This window comes from Pseudoalteromonas sp. OFAV1 (assembly GCF_021532595.1).
Classification (GTDB): Bacteria; Pseudomonadota; Gammaproteobacteria; order Enterobacterales; family Alteromonadaceae; genus Pseudoalteromonas; species Pseudoalteromonas lipolytica_C.
On record NZ_JAKGBG010000037.1, the window covers coordinates 31,805 to 50,285 of the forward strand.

The following is an 18,481-nucleotide window of genomic DNA, read 5'->3' on the forward strand; positions in this document are numbered from 1 at the left end:
ATAAACATTTGTACCTTTTATTTGTATTTATTTTGCTCACCTTACCATTTGTGATTCACCGCTAAAAATTCAGCTATTAACCAAAAAGCCTAGGTACATAACTTGCAGCTATCGCAAGTATCTAGGGTTTAAGGACTAAGTATGATTACTGAACTAATACAAAATGAATGGCTAAATGAGCCTTGGCTGGTCGTCATTGGCGGCACTGTACTAGCCGCCATAACCCTGTTTTTATTAAAGTTTGTAATTATCTATTGCCTAAAAAAATGGACCCAACGAACTGATTTTGTGTTCGATACCTTGCTGGTTAACTCACTTTCTACGCCATTGACCTTGTGCACAATGATGGTGCTTGTGATCATTTTTGGTCAGTTATTAAACATCACCGGCTTTATGGCCGAACACCCCTTACCCATTGCAGCCACCGCTAAAGCCATTTGTATTTTTGCCTTAGTGTTATTTTTAGACCATTTCTTATTTGGCACCGTTGATTATTACAGTGCCCGCTCAGTGGTGGTTTCGAATAGTCATAGTATTATTAAAGGCTTGATCCGCTGCGCCATAGTCTGTATTGGCTTATTGGTGTTATTGGGCACGTTGGGGATTTCAATCACTCCGATTATTGCCTCTTTGGGCATTACCTCACTTGCTGTTGCTTTGGCTTTGCAACCGACACTTGAAAACTTCTTTTCAGGCGTTCAGTTGGTGATTGATAAACCTATTCGGGTTGGCGATTTTATAGAACTTGAAAGTGGCGACCAAGGTTTTGTTGAAAAAATTGGTTGGCGCTCTACATGGGTAAAAATGTTGCCGAATAACATGATAGTCATCCCAAATAGTCAGCTGTCTAAATCACGCATCATTAATTACTTTTATCCCGAAAAAGAACTCAGCGTCCCCGTTGAGGTGGGTGTTCATTATGGCTCAGATCTTGAAAAAGTTGAGCAAGTGACTTTAGATGTTGCCAGACAGATTTTAAAAAGTCATCAATGGGGTGTTGATGACTACGATACTTTTGTGGTGTTTCACACCTTTGATCAATCAAGTATTAACTTTACGGTGATGCTAAGAGCAAAAGAGTACTTCAACCGATTTTGGGTTAAATCAGCGTTTATAAAAGCACTCCATAAACGTTACGCCGAAGAAGGCATTGTTATTCCTTATCCAATCAGGGCTATAAATACCAGTCAAGAATCTGCCCAGTTCAACAAATTGACCTAACTAAACTTATCAATGCTACATATTTTGCAGGGCTTTTTATGTCTCTTTTTAGACATTTTTAACAGCAATTATACATATGCAATCAGCATCAAGTATTTTTACTCTAAAAAGTCATAAAAATCGCATAAACACTGTGACATACCTATATTAGAGGCGTACTATATGCGGCCAGAAAGTGACAGCTTTCTGCGTCTTGTTATAAAAATATTTAAGGTCAAACAATGAATGCTTGGTACCTCATTTGTTTTCTTTCAGCATTAGCTATTTTTATTGCTTTTGCTAATCAATATATCCTCAAAATGCAAACCACGATTGCTATAACAACTGGCTCTGTTGTTATTTCTTTGCTACTTATTCTTGCCGTTAAAATGCTTGGTGATACCACGGCCCTCGAAATAACTCAGATTGTTTCTAGTATCAACTTTAATCAGTTGCTATTAAAAGGCATGCTTGGGTTTTTACTATTCGCAGGGGCATTGGAAATCAACTTGGCTGCCCTTCGTAAACAACGATGGGAGATAACTGCATTAGTGCTATTTTCAACCATAACCTCCACGGTCATAGTCGGTTATTTAAGTTATTACTTATTTGCCTTTGTTGGCTGGCCAGTACCGTTTATTTATTGCTTGCTATTTGGAGCATTAATAAGCCCAACCGATCCGATTGCCGTGTTAGCCATTATTAAACAAATGCGAGCCCCAGAAGGAATTTCTGTACAAGTTGAAGGTGAGTCTTTGTTTAATGATGGTATTGGCTTAGTCATATTCACCACCATATTTTCAGTGGCCTTTTATGGCACCGAAGCCACCTTTACTGATGTTGCCGAACTGTTCTTAGTGGATGCCATTGGCGGTATTGTGTTTGGGTTAGTCATTGCATTGGTTGGGCACTTTTTGATCATCAATAGCCGCGATGTGAATATTCGGTTACTTCTAACTTTGACCATCCCAACCGCTGGTTTTGCAGCAGCGAATATTTGGGAAATTTCGGGCGCACTTGCCATGGTTACCAGTGGTATTTTGCTTGGTAATATTACCCGCTCAAAGGCAACAGAGCGCACAGGGCCTGAAGATACCCGTTATGTAAAAGACTTTTGGCATGCCACCGATAGCTTTTTAAACGCCTTGCTATTTTTGATTATCGGTATGCTCATCGTGACTATGCCTATTACCTTTGAAGAAATCGGTTTAGGTCTACTCATGGTACCTGTGGTGTTGCTAGCGCGATTTATAAGTGTAGGTGCGCCATTTGTATTCTTTAAAAAGTATCGTCAATACGATAAACACTCGGTAAAAATCTTAACTTGGGGCGGCCTGCGTGGTGGATTAGCACTGGCAATGGCAGCTGCCATCCCACGCGATCAAGTGATGATTGCAGGGTCTGACTTGCATGACCTAATAGTAATAGTGACTTATGTAGTTGTGATTTTTTCGATTATTGTACAAGGCTTAACAATCTCACCATTGATCCAAAGCAGTATTCAATCTGCTAAAACGCAACAGTGAGTATGCCATTAGTCATTAAAAAGGCTCATAATTGAGCCTTTTTTTGTACCTTTGCGTTATACATTCTACTATCAGCAACAGCTAATAGCTTTGCAAGTGAACAGGGTTGCTGGCCCGAAAAATCAGCAATTCCATAAGAAAAACTCAATATGCTTTGACCTGTAAAGCTCGAAGGTAAATTACAAAATGACTGCAGTAGACGTTGCATGATTGTTTCGCATTCTGAGGTGTTTAAATCAGTGAAAAGAATCACGAACTCATCCCCACTCAAACGTGCATATAAGTCTGCTTTTCGGCAGTATTCTTTTAGTAATGATGCAAATTCTTTCAGAACTCTATCACCAGCAGCATGCCCAAAGTTATCATTAATGTATTTGAAGTTATCTAAATCTATAAATACCAATTTGGCATTTAATTGCTGCCTGATACACAAATCTAAATAATGCTCAGCAGTGCTTGTAAAACCTCGACGATTAGGGAGCAAGGTCAATTCGTCCATTGTAGCAAGTTGCAATATGGCAAATTCACGCTCAATAATTGCAGCAAAATCTTTCAGCGCTTGAAGATTTTTATTACTCAATGTGCGGGGCTTATAGTCAATAATACACAGTGTTCCAATACAATTACCTGATTTAAGGATGATTGGGCATCCCGCATAAAAGCGAATATGTGGCTCTCCAACTACTAGCGGATTATCTGCAAACCTTTTGTCTTTCAACGCATCATTAATCACAAAAGGTTCGTCTTGTAGGATTGCATGGCCACAAAAAGAGATATCTCGGGCAGTTTCAGTGACATTTAAACCAACACAAGACTTAAACCACTGACGTTGCTCATCAACTAAACTTATGATGCAAATTGGCACTGAAAAGAATTGCTGAGCAAGGCGTGTGATTCTGTCGAAAACAGGTTCTCTTTGCGTATCTAATATTTCAAGCGAACGCAATTCGTCAAGGCGAGCTTGCTCATTCAATGGCACTGCAGGTTTATCCATTAATCTGCCCTGTAAAATATAAATGAACTTACTTAAACGTTAGCAGAAATTGCGCAACTGTTGCAGAAAAATTTGGCTTTCGTTTAAGCCCAGGTATCTAGGTGCTTATTACCCTCTTCATCTTCTTCAATAGCATTTTTACTGTTTTTATCGCCATTTTCAGCAGCTTTTTTACGTCGTTCAATTTCACGTTTTTGCCGTTTTTCGAGCTCAATTCGCTGCACGTTCGCGTCTTTTACGCCCGCAATATGAAACGCGCCTTTACTCTCCAACTGTAAGCGCGTTATGCGACCTAAAAAGGGGATCATGATATCCATTTGTACCTCCTATCACTCCATTTATTATCGGCAGTTATAGCATATACTTTAATTTAGAAAAAAAATGCTTGCCAAAGATTAGCAAAGCATGTTTATCTATATACGTAAATTATTTAAACAGATATACGCACTGGTTTACATAAACGAGTGCAATACAGGAAAAATTATGCGTTTCAATCTGACAACTATCCATCATCACCATCATTCACCGGAATAGCCTGTCAGGTTTTTCGCTGAGAGGTTATTCCTAAAAGGAACCTCTGGCGAGCAATCAACCAAATTATTTATTTTCGCCCTGAGGTTCCCTCGGGGTTTTTAGTTTTTGAATTAAAGGAAAATAAATAATGAGCAATACCAATCGTTTACGAATCGCCATCCAAAAAGGTGGCCGCTTATCAAAAGACTGCCAAGAATTACTTAAGCAATTAGGCGTTAAATTAAACCTTCGTGAACAACGTTTAATCGCACACTCTACCAACATGCCAATTGATGTACTTCGTGTACGCGATGACGATATTCCGGGCCTAGTAATGGACGGTGTGTGTGACCTAGGTATCGTTGGCGAAAACGTACTTGTTGAAGTACAAGCCGAACGCGAACGCCAAGGCGCAGCATTCGAAGTAAATAAACTTTCTAAACTTGATTTCGGTTACTGCCGCCTAGCACTTGCATGGCCACAAGAACTTGGTCCGCAAGATAAAAACTGGTTTGAAGGTAAACGCATTGCCACTACCTACCCAGAAATCTTGAGCCAATACCTAAAACGCGAAGGCATCAACGCAAGCACGGTCATGTTAACGGGTTCTGTTGAAGTAGCCCCGCGTGCAGGTTTAGCTGATGCAATCTGTGATTTAGTGTCTACTGGTGCAACATTAGAAGCAAACGGCCTAATGCAAGGCGAGACCATCTTAGAATCAAACGCATGTTTAATTCAAAACAAAGACCTTAAAGACCAAAGTAAACTTGATTTAATCAATACGCTAATGCCGCGTCTACGTGGTGTTCGTCAAGCTAAAGAAAGTAAATACATTATGTTACACGCACCAAAAGCAAAGCTTGATGAAGTGTGCGATTTACTACCAGGTACTGGCCAGCCAACATTGTTAGCACTTGCTGGTAGCGACGATTACGTAGCACTGCACATGGTTAGCAGCGAAACTCTATTTTGGGAAACAATGGAACAGTTAAAAGCACTAGGTGCTAACTCAATCCTTGTTATGCCAATTGAAAAAATGATGGAGTAATAATCCATGTTTCGCTGGAATGAGGAAAATCAACAAGCACAGCAGGCGGTACTCACCCGCCCTGCTGTTACTGCAAGTAAAGAGGTCGAAGCAATTTGCATCGACATCTTAAATGCAGTTAAAACCGAAGGTGACGCTGCGTTGTTAAAGATGGCTAAAGAGTTTGATAAGCGCAAGACACCACGTTTATTAGTGCCAGTTGAAGAAATTAATCAAGCTGAGCAGTTATTATCAAACGAGTTAAAAGCCGCCATCGAAACGGCCTACGCCAATGTAAAACGTTTTCACCAAGCACAATTACCTAAAGACATTAAGTTAACAACGCAACCTGGTGTGTTATGTGAACTTAAATATCAAGCCATTGAAGCGGTAGGTATTTACGTGCCAGGTGGCAGTGCGCCATTGCCATCATCAGTGATCATGCAAGGAGTGCTTGCACAATTAAGCGGTGCACAAACTGTTGTGCTTACTACACCTGTAAAAGCCGATGAAACCATCAACCCTGCCATTTTATATGCAGCAAAACTATGTGGTATTAAAACCATTGTAGAAAGTGGTGGCGCCGGAGCGATTGCAGCAATGGCATATGGCACAGAGTCAGTGCCTAAAGTGAACAAGATTTTTGGCCCGGGAAATAGCTTTGTCACCATGGCAAAACAACTTGTTGCGCAAACCATTCCGGGCATGGCGATTGATATGCCTGCGGGCCCTTCTGAAGTGTTAGTGATTGCAGATGAGCGTGCAAATCCAGAGTTTATTGCGGCAGATTTATTATCGCAAGCAGAACACGGTGCCGATTCGCAGGTTATTTTACTGTGTAACAGCGAACGTATTATTGAAAAAACACAGCAAGCTTTAACTGAGCAGCTAGCAAAATTAAGTCGTAAAGACACTGCCGAGCAAGCGCTTGCAAACTCAAGCTTGATATTAGTGGACTCGGTTGAGCAAGCCTTTGCGGTGTCTGCTCAATATGGTCCTGAGCACCTTATTTTACAACTTGCTGATGCGCAGCCTTATTTAAATTTAGTGAAAAATGCTGGCTCAGTATTTGTAGGCGATTACACCCCAGAGTCTGCCGGTGACTATGCGTCTGGCACGAATCACGTACTACCAACGTATGGTTACAGTGCGACCTATTCGAGCTTAAACTTACTAGACTTCTTTAGAACTTACACAGTGCAAACCATCAGCAAAAATGGTTTACGTGAATTATCTAAAGCAATTTTACCTTTGGCCGCAGCAGAAGGGCTTGATGCTCACGCTAATGCTGTTTCAATTCGTCTTGAGGCTATGAACAATGAGCGATAATTCAAAAATAACAACGCTGTTGCCAGATAACATTGCAGCGCTTACAGCCTATAGTTCAGCGAAAAGTGAAAAACTAACAGGTACAACGTGGTTAAATGCCAATGAAAGCCCGTATTCACGTACGCCAAATATCAATTTAGCTGATTTAAACCGCTACCCAGATCCGCAGCCTCAGCAAGTGATCAATCGTTACGCTTGCTATGCTAATTTAGAGCCAGAGCAAGTACTGATGACTCGCGGTGCTGATGAGGGTATTGAACTATTAGTACGTACTTTTTGTAGCCCAGCTAAAGATAGCATTGCACTCTTTTTGCCAACTTACGGCATGTACAAAGTAACAGCTGATACCCACAACATTGCGATTAACGGTTTAACTCAAGAGCTGTTATTAAAAGGCACAGTTGATGAGATTGTCACTGCAGTTGCTGATTCAAAGTTGGTATTTATTTGTAATCCCAATAACCCAACCGGCAGCATGACAAGCCTAGACAAAATCAGAAAAATCACCCAGCAACTTGCGGGTAAAGCGATTGTAGTGGTGGATGAAGCTTATATAGAATTTTGCCCAGAACAAACAGCGGCAAGCCTGATCAACGAGTTTAGTAACCTTGTGGTACTAAGAACCTTATCAAAAGCATTTGCACTTGCGGGTTTAAGAACTGGATTCACTTTAGCCAACAGCGAGCTGCTTGCACCTATTCGTAAAGTGATTGCGCCTTACCCTGTATCAACGGTGGTTGCTAGCATTGCAGCAGATGCATTAAGTAGTGACAACATCGCTTCAATGCGCCGTCAGGTGACTATTCTAAATAGCTTAAAAGGCAAACTGAAAAGCTGGCTTGAGCAATCACCTGCTGTTATCAAAGTACTGAGCGGTGAAGGTAACTTTGTCACCTTAAAATTAAGAGACAAACAATCATTTAATATCGCACTTGAGCAAGGACTCGTGATGCGTGCCTTCACCTTGTATGGCGAAAATGATTGGTTACGAATTTCTATCGGTAACGAGCAAGAACTAGAACAAGTAAAAATTTGGTTAGATGGCTTATCACTGACCAGCAATACAGTAGAACAGGAATTATCATGAGCAACCCGTATTTATTTATTGACCGCGATGGCACGATTATCGAAGAGCCTATCACCGACAAACAGGTTGATAGCCTCGAAAAATTAGTGTTTTTGCCAAATGTAATCCCTGCTCTGTTACAACTTCAAGCGGCAGGTTACCGCCTTGTAATGGTTTCAAACCAAGATGGTTTAGGCACTGATAGCTTCCCGACAGCTGATTTTGATATTGCTCAAGACAAGATGATGAATATCTTAAACAGCCAAGGAATTAAATTTGATGAAGTTCTGATTTGCCCTCACTTTGATGAGCAAAATTGTGACTGCCGTAAACCAAAAACCGGCTTACTTACAGAGCTGATGCGTTCAGGTAAAGTCGATTTAGCACGCTCATTTGTGATTGGTGACCGCCAAACTGATATTGGACTTGCTAATAACTTATGTTGTGAAGGTATTTTGTATGACGGCAGCTGGGATGCCATTGTCACTAAACTGACAACCGCGAACCGTGAAGGCCGTGTCACTCGCAACACCAAAGAAACGCAAATCGATGTGCAAATTAATTTAGACCAAACAAAAAATGGCGAAATTAGCACTGGTCTTGGCTTTTTCGATCACATGCTTGACCAAATTCGCACTCATGCCAATATCGGACTTAATATTCAAGCCACTGGTGACCTACACATTGACGAGCATCACCTTGTTGAAGATATCGGTATTGCGCTTGGCCTAGCCCTTAAACAAGCCCTAGGTACAAAAACACAAATTGGTCGCTATGGTTTTGCATTACCTATGGATGAATGTAAAGCAGAAGCGCAAATTGACTTATCGGGCCGTGCCTCGTTTGTATTAAATGCCGATTTTAGCCGTGAAAAAGTGGGCGACTTAGATGTACAAATGGTTGAGCACTTCTTTAAAAGCTTAAGTGATAATGCCGCCATGAGCCTAATTCTGTCGGTTAGCGAAGGTAACTGTCACCACCAAGTTGAAGGCCTATTTAAAGCGTTTGCAAGAGCACTTCGTGCTGCGATTGCAAAAGATGCTTCGCAACAAACTGCCAGCTCTAAGGGGTGTTTATGATTGCCATAATTAATACCGGTTGTGCCAACATTAACTCTGTTCGCTTTGCCTTTGAACGCTTAGGTGAAAAGCCAGAGGTGATCACCTCACCTGAACAACTAAAAGGCTTTGAACGTGCGATTTTACCTGGTGTAGGGCATGCTTCCGTTGCAATGAAGCGTCTAAAAGACGGTGGTTGGCAACAAGCAATTGATGAATATCAGCGTCCGTTGATGGGAATTTGTTTAGGCATGCAATTACTTTGTGATAGCACAGAAGAAGGCAATGTCGATTGCCTTGGCAAAATTCCGGGTGTTGTTAAGCACTTAGATGTGGGTACATTAACTTCTCCACACATGGGTTGGAACGACCTAAGCGTACTAAAAGAGCATGCCCTTACCAAAGGGTTATCGGCGCAGGATCAAGTGTACTTTGTGCATAGCTTTGCGCACACAGTAAACGATGCCACCCTAGTAAGCGGTGAATACGGGCAAGCTTTTTCAGCAATTGTTGCCAAAGATAACTACGCAGGCATGCAGTTCCACCCAGAGCGAAGCGCCAAAGTCGGCACACGACTTTTACAAAACTTTTTAGATTGGCAGCTGTAAGCGCAGCAAAAAATAAGAGAAATAAACGTGATTATTCCAGCACTCGATGTATTACAAAACCAAATTGTGCGCTTATACCAAGGTAAGTATGACACAGCACAATTTTACCCTTACGAACTTGGCGCACGCTTACAAGAGTACGCAAGCAGCGGCGCAGGCAAACTGCACCTAGTTGATTTAGAAGGCGCGCGCGATCCAAATAAAAAACAATGGCAGCATATTCAAGCCGCAACCAAAGCGCTTAATGTACCTTATCAAGTCGGCGGCGGTATTCGCTCAGAGCAAGATGTTGCTGACTGGCTTGAAGCCGGAGCTAATCAAGTCGTGATCGGCTCAATGGCCGTTGAAAAGCGCGAACAAGTAAAGGCGTGGATTGAAAAATTTGGCAGCGAACACTTTGTTATCGCATTGGATGTTAATAAAACTGACAACGGCTGGGCGCCAGCAACACATGGTTGGTTAAGTGAATCTGAGTTTGGTTTGTTCGAACTTGTTGATTTTTACGTGGCACTTGGTGTGGTTGATTTTCTGTGTACTGACATCAGTAAAGACGGCACCATGACCGGCCCTTCGTTTGCACTTTATGAAGATTTAACCAACCACAACAGCGAGATTAAAGTTCAAGCATCAGGCGGTGTAAGCTCTCTTGATGATATCGCAAAGCTGAAAAAACTAGGCGTTGGCGGTGTTATCTTAGGTAAATCATTGCTCGATGGTGCCTTTAATGTTGAGGAGGCGTTAGCATGTTATCAAAACGCATAATCCCTTGTTTAGATGTAAAAGACGGCCAAGTTGTTAAAGGCGTTAAATTTAAAGGCCATGAAGTAGTTGGTGATATTTTAACGCTTGCCAAGGCTTACAGCGATGCTGGTGCGGATGAACTGGTGTTTTATGAAATCAGTGCCAGCGTCGAAAAACGCCTACTTGATGTCAATTGGGTAGAGAACATTGCACGCCACATTGATATTCCATTTTGTGTGGCTGGCGGTATTAAATCTGTTGCCGATGCAGCACGTGTTTTAGAACGTGGTGCAGATAAAATCAGTATTAACAGCCCTGCTATCGCGCGCCCTGAGCTTATCAAAGAGTTACACGATGAGTTTGGTAAACAGTGCGTGGTTGTGGGAATAGATAGCTTTTATGATGAAAACACTGGCGAGTATTTAGTCTACCAGCTAACTGGCGACCCAAATGCATCAAGCCGTACTCGCTATAAAACCGAAGAATGGGTTAAGCGTGTGCAAGACCTAGGTGCTGGTGAAATCGTGCTCAATTGCATGAACCAAGACGGCGTGCGTAAAGGCTACGACAATGTTCAGCTATCAAAAATGCGTGCACTGTGCGATATTCCACTGATTGCTTCGGGTGGCGCAGGGACGATGCAAGACTTTGTTGATGTATTTCAGCAAAGCCAAGTTGATGGCGCGCTCGCTGCCAGCGTATTTCACAAGAACGTCATTGATATTGGCGAACTAAAACAATTTTTAATCGATAATAATGTAGCGGCAAGACTATGCAATTAACCAAAGACACTCTTTCTCAAGTCGATTTTGCCAAAAGCGAATTGATCCCAGCTATCGTGCAAGACGCACGCTCTGGGGTGATTTTAATGCAAGGCTTTATGAATCAAGACGCATTAGCTGCCACTTTCGACAAACAAAAAGTAACCTTTTACTCGCGCTCTAAAGAGCGCTTATGGACAAAAGGCGAAACATCAGAAAACTACCTTGAAGTAGTTTCTGTACACACCGATTGTGATTACGACTCACTATTAGTACTGGCAAACCCACTTGGGCCAACATGCCACTTAGGTACACAAAGCTGCTTCGGCGATGATGCTAAACCTAGCTTGTCGTTTTTAGCTGAGCTTGAACAAGTGATTGTCTCGCGTAAAGACGATGATCCAAGCAAAAGCTACACTGCGTCTTTATTTGCAAAAGACTTAAGCCGTAGTTGCCAAAAAGTAGGTGAAGAAGGTGTCGAAGTTGCCCTTGCAGCCATGAAACATGATAACGATGAATTAACCAATGAATCGGCAGACTTACTGTATCACTTAACCGTGTTATTACAGCGCCAAGGTTTATCATTGGCTGATGTGGTGAGCTGTTTACAAGGCCGCCATAAGTAATTGAAATTGATTAAGATGCACCTTTTCAGGTGCATCTTTTTAGTGTTTCTTAAATCCAATTTTATCTACCCAGAGCTTTTAGAACATCACGAGTAAAGTCATGTTCACTAAAGCCTTTAAGACCCGCAAGGTCATACCCTCGCCTAACAATAACTAGCTGCTCGCTAACTGCAACCTTTAAAAACCTGCCAAAATTTCCTCGGGCTAAGAAAATATAAAACCACGGGTACTTAATACACCAAGAAACACAATCAAACGAAAATCAATATATTTGCATAAAAATCAATAATTTAAAGTTTATATAAATTTGATAATTGCGATATCTTATGTTTTAATTTTCTCGAAAAGGACAAAAATAGAAGGATTTTCTGTAATGAATAAATCAAAACTATCAATTGCAACGCTTTTTACGATTGCATCTACATCAGCACTTTCGCAAACAAGTGTTTTTTCAGGTGCAGCGCACTGCAGTGAGGATATCGTAAAAAAAACTTCTGCTGTAAACCAATTAATAGCTTCAAAAGGTGATTTAAAAGCCCTTAAAGAAGTTACTCTAGAAAATGTAGGTACAACTGATAATGGATATTTCACATTCAATCCAACATTTTCAAGAACCTCTCGTTATTTTAATTGTTCAGTTCCATTAAACGACAATATTGGTCAATATCAGCTTACTGTTTATGGAACAACTCAAGGCTTAAATAATTCTTTTGGTGGATGCTCGATATCTCACCTTAGAAAGGTAAACGATGGCAACTCTGAAGTATGGCTAAAATATGGAACGGGGCAAGGTTTCGACTGGATTAGTATTTCAGAACAAAATAATTCATCTAAACAATACGTTAATTTTAGTACAAGTTTAGATAATAGTTACCAAGAACATTCGATTCTTTCTTTGACTTGTAGAACAACTTGGCAACAAGGAACTGTTTCTGTAGGTCAAATAGAAATAAATTACTAATTAAACATTGATGTCCTTTTTGTAGAGCTTGGTAAATCAAGCTCTACATACACTTTTAAAGAGTCGATTTAACTGGCTTTTAATACTCTTTTTTAATGAGTTTCATAACGTAACAAATCTTCCTACTTCCTATTGAAAACACCAGCACAGCAACTCCAAAGCAAACAAATGATGGAGCAGTGAATAAATGCTGCTTAACGCTTTACCTGTGAAACATTCTGCAGGCCCTGCAATTGGATCTTGAGAACCTGACTTAATTACTTGCATATCGTTTGTTTGCGCTGAATCACTCATATGTTTCTCCTTGGCTTGCTTAGGTTATGGTCTACTATTTCAGTCTAAAGCATCACGAAAAACCATAAATGCCTGAAGCTCGCGCTTTCTTGCCTATTTGTGTAAAAAAGTTTTTAAAGCCTTTAAACCTTTTTTATCAGCACTTGCGACTAAGCTAATAACACCACAGATATGAAAGGGAAGAACCATGTTAAGTACAGTAAAAACGCTTTCACTAATTGCCGCAGGCTTATTATCAGCACAAACATTTGCTTGGGGTGATATGCCACTACAAGAAACTAAAAACCTAACGCTAGATGCAGCCTCATTAAGCGCTTTAAAAGTAGAAGCAGGCTCTGGTTTTTTACACATTACCGGTAGTGACAGTGATGAAGTAACCGTTAAAGCCGAGATTTATCAAGAAAAGCCTCATGATGAATACTGCTTAAATCTTGAAGCCAAAGGCAATAACGCAGCACTTAGTGCAGGCCAGTGCGATTACCATACCAATAAGCAAACTCGCATTGATTTAACTGTTGCGATCCCTCGTTCATTTAATGTTGATGTACACGATGGCTCTGGCGAAATTATCATTAGCAAAGTTGCGAGTACTGTGATCAACGATGGTTCAGGTTCAATTACCGCAAATGACATTACAGGCATATTAGAAATCAATGATGGTTCGGGTAGCATAGAGGCACGTAATATCAGCCGTGATATTAAAATTCATGACGGCTCAGGTAATATTGATGTTGCCAACGCACAGGGCAATATTGAAGTACACGATGGCTCAGGCGGTATCGACTTAAATGATATTTCGGGTGATGTTGTCGTTTCAGATGGTTCGGGCAGCATTCGCGTTGATACCGCAGCAAATTTTGAGTTACTAAGTGATGGTTCTGGCTCAGTAAAAGTGACCAACATTGCTGGTAAAACTAAGATGTAAGCCCACGCTTCACCGTTATTAGCAACTAAAATGCCTTCCTTTGCGAAGGCATTTTAAATTGTAATCACCAATCTTTATTAGCATTTTTACAAGGGCTTAGGTATCCTTTAGGAAACGTTTAAGGAACTGCTATTTAAAAGGATAGCCTGATATGAAAAAGCCACTCGTCGCCTTACTAACTGGCCTTGTTTTAACTGGTTGTACAGGACTGACAACTGAACAACAAGCGGCCATTGATAACCTAACCCCTTGCGAGAAAATCAATGCCCTATTAGGTGCTTACGACAACCGCTTTGAAGGCTTAAAACGTAGCCGTGTAAATACTAAATACATGGAAACATGGACAGCAAAATACAACCTTATTGCCGATAACTGTCAAATCACGGCGCTTGATAAAGACAATGTTACCTACCGCTGTGTAGGCAACTATGAGCAACAGCAGCAAGCTGTCGCTGATCAAACCCGTGCGGTTAATTTTACCCAAGCGTGTTTAGCAGGTAATAATTGGCATCAAACACAAAAAGAATCTGCTGAATCGTTACGCACAACCTTTGTACTTGACGAAAATACCCCTGTTATCTCAATTCATTCGGGTAAAACTCTATCGCGTAAACAGCCTTGGTCTACCACGCTTGAAATTGGTAAGCCTGTTGAAGGTAAGTAATACACTTAGGAAGGCTAATAGACATTAGCCTTCGTATCTCTATGGCACATTCAAAAAAACCAACCAGCCAATTTAAAACAGATTGCATCGGTCAATGTCATCGCCTCAATGGCTATTGCACTGGCTGTGGTCGCAGTAATGACGAAATTTTTGATTGGATCATTTTATCCGAGCAAGAAAAACAAGCGATTTTAAATACTCCTCGATCTGACATAAAAGCGAAATAGTTCTGACACCCAAGCGTCATTAAAGCTTGTTAGCCTGATTCAAACTGACCCATCAGGTAACAATAATGACCGCTATTTTTGTAATTAACTTAGCAAGCTCTACAGAACGATTACACCGTGTGAGCAATGAACTCAACGCGCAAGGTTTAGCATTTGAACGCATTGATGCAATTGATGGTAGAGAGCTTTCTGATACAGCAATTGCTGAGCATTATAATGCTGATTTAAATCTAAAAAAATACCATAAACCATTGAGTAAAGGTGAAATTGGCTGTTACCTGAGTCACAGAAAAGCATGGCAAACCATGGTCGATAGACAATTAGATTACGCCATTATTTTAGAAGATGACTTTGTTCTCGACCGCTCTATCCACAGTGCAATTGAAAACATTAATACATTAAAACAGCCTTGGCAGCTAATAAAATTGGCCGCTTATAAAGACCGAAATCGGGAAATTGCCTTTACAAAACCCCTCGCTGATGAGCAGCATTTAGTCATTCATAAAAAGCTTATGTCTGGCTGCTGTGCAACGGCTGTTAGTTTAGCTGGTGCAAAAGCGCTATTAAAAGCCACTGCTACATTTGGCCGCCCTGTCGATTGCGATTTACAGCATGTGTGGGAAACCGGCGTATACGGTTATTCTTTACTGCCCTACCCGGTATCACAACCTGATAATTCACAAAGCGATATTCGTGATAGATCAGACAAAGTTAAAAAGTCGTTTTGGCGACGTAAAAAGCAGCAACTTAATAGTGCACTACTAAATGCAAAATACACTAAGCAGTTTATCAAGGCGCAGCAAACGCCGAATAAAAAGAAAGGAGCCGCAGCTCCTCTCTTACCAATTAAAGATCATTAACGAGTTATTTTGCTAGGTTTGGGTGATCAACGCCCATCCATGCTTTAAACAGTGCCATTTGAGCTGGTGTTGCATCTTTTAATGCTTTTACCCTTTTCTCTTTATCAAAGTCTTCGCTCAGTGTTAGCGTTGTACTTTGCAGTGCATCACGTCTAATAAAATCAACAGTCACTGTGTCGCCTGCTTTAAACGTTTCAAGGCTGGCTGTTAAGTCTTTACCAACATGCTTTTTGTTAAACGCAACGATTTTATCATCTGTAGTTAAGCCTGCTTGCCATGCAGCGCCACCACGACGAACATGAGTTAGGGTTAATAACTCACCGCTGTTTTTAGCAAACGAGTCAATACTAGGTACTGATTTAGCGCCTTCAGGACGAATTAAACCTAAGCCCACTTTTTCAAGTAGCAAATCAAAGTCGATAGCCGCTGGCTCATCCACATTCGCTTGCCACCAAGCACTGTAATCACGACCTGTAAGTTCTTTTAAAATCGCTTTAACATCATCAGGCGTAAAACCATCAGGTAAACGATGCTTGTTGTACAGTTCACGGTGAACATCGCGGTAACTGATTTTGCCATCGCTTTTTTCAAGTAAATCAATATCAAGCGCCATTGAGATCAATGAACCTTCTAAATAGATATTGGTGCTATAGTTGCGAGCGTGGTCACCGCCTTGGTTGATCCACTTATCAAAACTGGTTTCGGTTGCGCTTTGCACTTCGCGACCCGGTGTTTGTAAGTGACGATTAATCGTTTTCGTTAACGTACCAAAAAATTCATCGGTTGTTTCAATACCAGAGCGAACCATTAAGTGGTCTTCAAAGTAGCTGGTTGAGCCCTCTGCAATCCATAATGTTTTAGCGTAGTTAATATTGGTGTAATCGTATGGAGCAATACCTTTTGGACGGTATGCTTTAACGTTCCAAGTATGAATAAATTCGTGAGCTGCGGTGCTGATAAACGCAAGGTAGTCTTTACGAGAACCAAAACGGTCACGTGGGCGCTGGATAATCGTAGAGTTTAAATGCTCTGTTGCACCACCGGCACCAGACGTAGCATGGACCATAAATACATAGCGCTCATATGGGTAACCGTCCCAAATTACATTGCCAGTTGTCACTAGCTTTTTAAGGTCAGTTAGCATTTGATCCACGTCGTAGTTGCCATCGCCCCAAATAACTAATTCGTATTCACGGCCATCAACAGTGAACTTGTGTAGCTCATTGATACCACTTTCGATTGGTGAATCAACTAAAATGTCGTAATCAGCGGCTTTAAAGCTGTGTTTAGAGCCTGCATTTTCCATACCCGATACTGAACGCCATTGTTTTGGTACGTTTAATTTTACGGTTACCGGGTCTTGACGGAATGATTCACTAAACATGAAAAAGCCAGATGCATCAATAAATGCATGGCTGTCATCAATATGACGAGCGCGTTTACCTAGCTCGTTAGCGTAAACTTGGTAATCTACATTGACTTGAGTTGGCTCGTTTAGGTGAACACGCCACGTGCTGTGATCAATTTTTTCCCACTTTAATGGCTTGCCGTCATCATCTTTTGCTTCGAAAAAACGTACGCCATTAGCAAGATTCAAAATCTCATAACGACCAGTACGCCAAGCGGGAAGTTTAACATCTAAATGTGCTTGTGCAGTTTCAGGAAACTCAACACTCACATTACCTAAATGATGCTCTGGCTCAGTAATCGACAGTGAATAGTTTACATCTGCAAACACACTGCTTGAGCACGCTGCCAAAATTGACAGTGCCAAAAACTTTTTCATAACAACTCTTTTTATTACTTTTAAAATTGCGAACAAGCCTAACAATTGCGAGAAAAAATGTGAATTAAAAACCGATAAACAGCCATTGCAACAGGTTTGATATACAAATTAACTAAGTTTTTGACTTGGAACCTACATTTCGTATTAATTTGTTGTAAACTTACCCTATAGAAAATTTGAATCTTGACGGCGGTATTACTAGGTGCAGCAACAGCATGATGTTCTTAATAAAAAGTTAAAGCAGGCTATCGACGCACGCACAGTGGTCGAAGATGCACGCAAACATCAAGTTGAAGTGCTTTCACAGTTTGCGGCAAAACTGTCGCTCAGCTGTAAAGGGCTAGACATTGAGCTAGATAACCGTTTAGCCAAATTTAGAAACGCACTAAAAAAAGGTGTTAATTTTGAATTACTAACACCTTTCATAGATGATGTACTTGGTCTTCTAAAACAACAAGAAACCAAGCAAATGGCTCAACAACGCGAGCTTAACAAAAGTATCACTGATGCAGGTAAACAATTACAAAAAGTCCAAGGTTTACCTGATAATGCCCGTCGAACATTGCGTTATCTGCTTGACCACGAATTGAATAATATACAGTCTAATCATGACTTTATACCTTTATTGTCTAAGCTGGTTACTATTTATCACCAAGCACTTCAAGCAAAGCTCGCTAAAAGTAGTCAAGCCGAGGCATTAATCAAACCTGAGTTAGCGTCTGAGCTGCTGTCTCTTGCTAATGAGCTTGTGCTCGAGGATGAAAGTGCAGAGCAAATAAATATAATTAAAAGCAAAATCACTCATAATGACAGTGTTGACGATTTACTTGATTCTGCGCTGAGTATTATCACCATCATTACGCGTAATATGAGTAAAGAGCGTCAATCTGCACAAAGCTTTTTAATCTCATTAAATCAAACTATTGAAGATTTACATCACTCTATTGTTTCAACCAGTAAACACTCAGAGTCGATTAGCGCAGAATACGATTCCCTGAACAAACAGATTGAAGCAAAAATTAAGAATCTTCATACGCAAACTCAACAGGCTACCTCAATAACATCACTTAAAGAATTAGTAGAAGAAGAACTTAAATCTTTAAGTGATGATTTAATTGCCAAAGAAAAACTAGAGCAAACGGAGCGAGAAAACTTGCTCGCTAGCTTTAACGATATCAATAGCCGTATTATACCCGTGATCATTGAAGGTGCTTGATTTTCCGTAAAAATAGGATCATGCTACGCCACTATGAAAGTAACGCTATCTCCACAGAAGAAACAAGAACTCGAACAGATGCACGATTCCGCTCGTGAC

20 protein-coding genes are annotated in these 18,481 nt (G+C 40.8%); 16 read left to right on the forward strand and 4 right to left on the reverse strand.

The window, feature by feature from the left end; all coding sequences use genetic code 11:
• Positions 1 to 141 precede the first annotated feature (141 nt).
• Both L1267_RS17255 and L1267_RS17260 read left to right on the forward strand, forming a co-directional pair.
• Positions 142 to 1,221, forward strand: coding sequence for a mechanosensitive ion channel family protein (locus tag L1267_RS17255; protein ID WP_135926412.1), 1,080 nt, complete (start codon positions 142 to 144; stop codon positions 1,219 to 1,221).
• Between the two features lie 221 nt (positions 1,222 to 1,442).
• Positions 1,443 to 2,726 carry a cation:proton antiporter gene (locus tag L1267_RS17260; protein ID WP_235383587.1) on the forward strand — a complete coding sequence of 428 codons (1,284 nt, stop codon included), beginning with the start codon at positions 1,443 to 1,445 and terminating at the stop codon, positions 2,724 to 2,726.
• A 25-nt stretch (positions 2,727 to 2,751) separates the two neighbouring features.
• Here the strand turns inward: L1267_RS17260 and L1267_RS17265 are convergent, their stop codons facing one another.
• Complete coding sequence (locus L1267_RS17265; protein ID WP_235383588.1) at positions 2,752 to 3,720, reverse strand: sensor domain-containing diguanylate cyclase; 969 nt, start codon at positions 3,718 to 3,720, stop codon at positions 2,752 to 2,754.
• Positions 3,721 to 3,803: 83 nt separating this feature from the next.
• Positions 3,804 to 4,037: a hypothetical protein gene (locus L1267_RS17270; RefSeq protein ID WP_063529102.1), complete on the reverse strand. Its 234-nt coding sequence runs from the start codon at positions 4,035 to 4,037 to the stop codon at positions 3,804 to 3,806.
• Positions 4,038 to 4,381: 344 nt separating this feature from the next.
• Between L1267_RS17270 and hisG the strand changes: the two genes are divergently transcribed.
• The 9 genes from hisG (at position 4,382) to L1267_RS17315 (ending at position 12,410) form a co-directional block, all read left to right on the forward strand.
• Entirely contained in the window at positions 4,382 to 5,281 is a 900-nt protein-coding gene (hisG, locus tag L1267_RS17275) for an ATP phosphoribosyltransferase (RefSeq protein ID WP_235383589.1), read from the forward strand.
• Between the two features lie 6 nt (positions 5,282 to 5,287).
• Complete coding sequence (hisD, locus tag L1267_RS17280) at positions 5,288 to 6,589, forward strand: histidinol dehydrogenase (RefSeq protein ID WP_235383590.1); 1,302 nt, start codon at positions 5,288 to 5,290, stop codon at positions 6,587 to 6,589.
• Entirely contained in the window at positions 6,579 to 7,676 is a 1,098-nt protein-coding gene (gene hisC / locus L1267_RS17285; protein WP_235383591.1) for a histidinol-phosphate transaminase, read from the forward strand. Before hisD ends, hisC begins: the two co-directional genes overlap by 11 nt.
• The gene (gene hisB / locus L1267_RS17290; protein WP_235383592.1) at positions 7,673 to 8,734 is read left to right on the forward strand and encodes a bifunctional histidinol-phosphatase/imidazoleglycerol-phosphate dehydratase HisB; all 1,062 of its coding nucleotides are present in this window, start codon (positions 7,673 to 7,675) and stop codon (positions 8,732 to 8,734) included. Before hisC ends, hisB begins: the two co-directional genes overlap by 4 nt.
• On the forward strand, positions 8,731 to 9,321 hold the full coding sequence (gene hisH / locus L1267_RS17295) for an imidazole glycerol phosphate synthase subunit HisH (protein ID WP_135926405.1): 591 nt from the start codon (positions 8,731 to 8,733) through the stop codon (positions 9,319 to 9,321). The genes hisB and hisH overlap by 4 nt, the downstream gene beginning before the upstream one ends.
• A gap of 27 nt (positions 9,322 to 9,348) precedes the next feature.
• The gene (locus tag L1267_RS17300) at positions 9,349 to 10,083 is read left to right on the forward strand and encodes a 1-(5-phosphoribosyl)-5-[(5-phosphoribosylamino)methylideneamino] imidazole-4-carboxamide isomerase (RefSeq protein ID WP_235383593.1); all 735 of its coding nucleotides are present in this window, start codon (positions 9,349 to 9,351) and stop codon (positions 10,081 to 10,083) included.
• A complete protein-coding gene (hisF, locus tag L1267_RS17305; RefSeq protein ID WP_055021694.1) occupies positions 10,065 to 10,844 on the forward strand; it encodes an imidazole glycerol phosphate synthase subunit HisF in 780 nt (259 codons plus the stop codon). The genes L1267_RS17300 and hisF overlap by 19 nt, the downstream gene beginning before the upstream one ends.
• On the forward strand, positions 10,835 to 11,449 hold the full coding sequence (gene hisIE / locus L1267_RS17310; RefSeq protein ID WP_054552013.1) for a bifunctional phosphoribosyl-AMP cyclohydrolase/phosphoribosyl-ATP diphosphatase HisIE: 615 nt from the start codon (positions 10,835 to 10,837) through the stop codon (positions 11,447 to 11,449). Before hisF ends, hisIE begins: the two co-directional genes overlap by 10 nt.
• A 373-nt stretch (positions 11,450 to 11,822) precedes the next feature.
• Positions 11,823 to 12,410 carry a hypothetical protein gene (locus tag L1267_RS17315; RefSeq protein ID WP_235383594.1) on the forward strand — a complete coding sequence of 196 codons (588 nt, stop codon included), beginning with the start codon at positions 11,823 to 11,825 and terminating at the stop codon, positions 12,408 to 12,410.
• Between the two features lie 129 nt (positions 12,411 to 12,539).
• Here L1267_RS17315 and L1267_RS17320 read toward each other — a convergent pair whose 3' ends face one another.
• Complete coding sequence (locus L1267_RS17320) at positions 12,540 to 12,704, reverse strand: hypothetical protein (RefSeq protein WP_199527748.1); 165 nt, start codon at positions 12,702 to 12,704, stop codon at positions 12,540 to 12,542.
• Between the two features lie 187 nt (positions 12,705 to 12,891).
• Between L1267_RS17320 and L1267_RS17325 the strand changes: the two genes are divergently transcribed.
• The 4 genes from L1267_RS17325 to L1267_RS17340 all read left to right on the forward strand — a co-directional run bounded on the left by L1267_RS17325 (position 12,892) and on the right by L1267_RS17340 (position 15,380).
• Entirely contained in the window at positions 12,892 to 13,629 is a 738-nt protein-coding gene (locus L1267_RS17325; protein ID WP_235383595.1) for a hypothetical protein, read from the forward strand.
• Positions 13,630 to 13,780: 151 nt separating this feature from the next.
• Positions 13,781 to 14,293 (forward strand): hypothetical protein, encoded by a 513-nt coding sequence (locus L1267_RS17330; protein ID WP_235383596.1) that lies wholly within the window; start codon positions 13,781 to 13,783, stop codon positions 14,291 to 14,293.
• A 41-nt stretch (positions 14,294 to 14,334) separates the two neighbouring features.
• The gene (locus L1267_RS17335) at positions 14,335 to 14,520 is read left to right on the forward strand and encodes a DUF1289 domain-containing protein (RefSeq protein ID WP_235383597.1); all 186 of its coding nucleotides are present in this window, start codon (positions 14,335 to 14,337) and stop codon (positions 14,518 to 14,520) included.
• 65 nt (positions 14,521 to 14,585) lie between these two features.
• On the forward strand, positions 14,586 to 15,380 hold the full coding sequence (locus L1267_RS17340) for a glycosyltransferase family 25 protein (RefSeq protein ID WP_235383598.1): 795 nt from the start codon (positions 14,586 to 14,588) through the stop codon (positions 15,378 to 15,380).
• Positions 15,381 to 15,384: 4 nt separating this feature from the next.
• Here the strand turns inward: L1267_RS17340 and L1267_RS17345 are convergent, their stop codons facing one another.
• Positions 15,385 to 17,166 (reverse strand): M61 family metallopeptidase, encoded by a 1,782-nt coding sequence (locus L1267_RS17345; RefSeq protein ID WP_235383599.1) that lies wholly within the window; start codon positions 17,164 to 17,166, stop codon positions 15,385 to 15,387.
• Between the two features lie 202 nt (positions 17,167 to 17,368).
• On the opposite strand from L1267_RS17345, the gene L1267_RS17350 reads away from it, so the two are divergent.
• Positions 17,369 to 18,382, forward strand: a complete 1,014-nt coding sequence (locus L1267_RS17350; protein ID WP_235383600.1) for a GGDEF domain-containing protein — start codon at positions 17,369 to 17,371, stop codon at positions 18,380 to 18,382.
• The last annotated feature ends 99 nt before the right edge of the window (positions 18,383 to 18,481 follow it).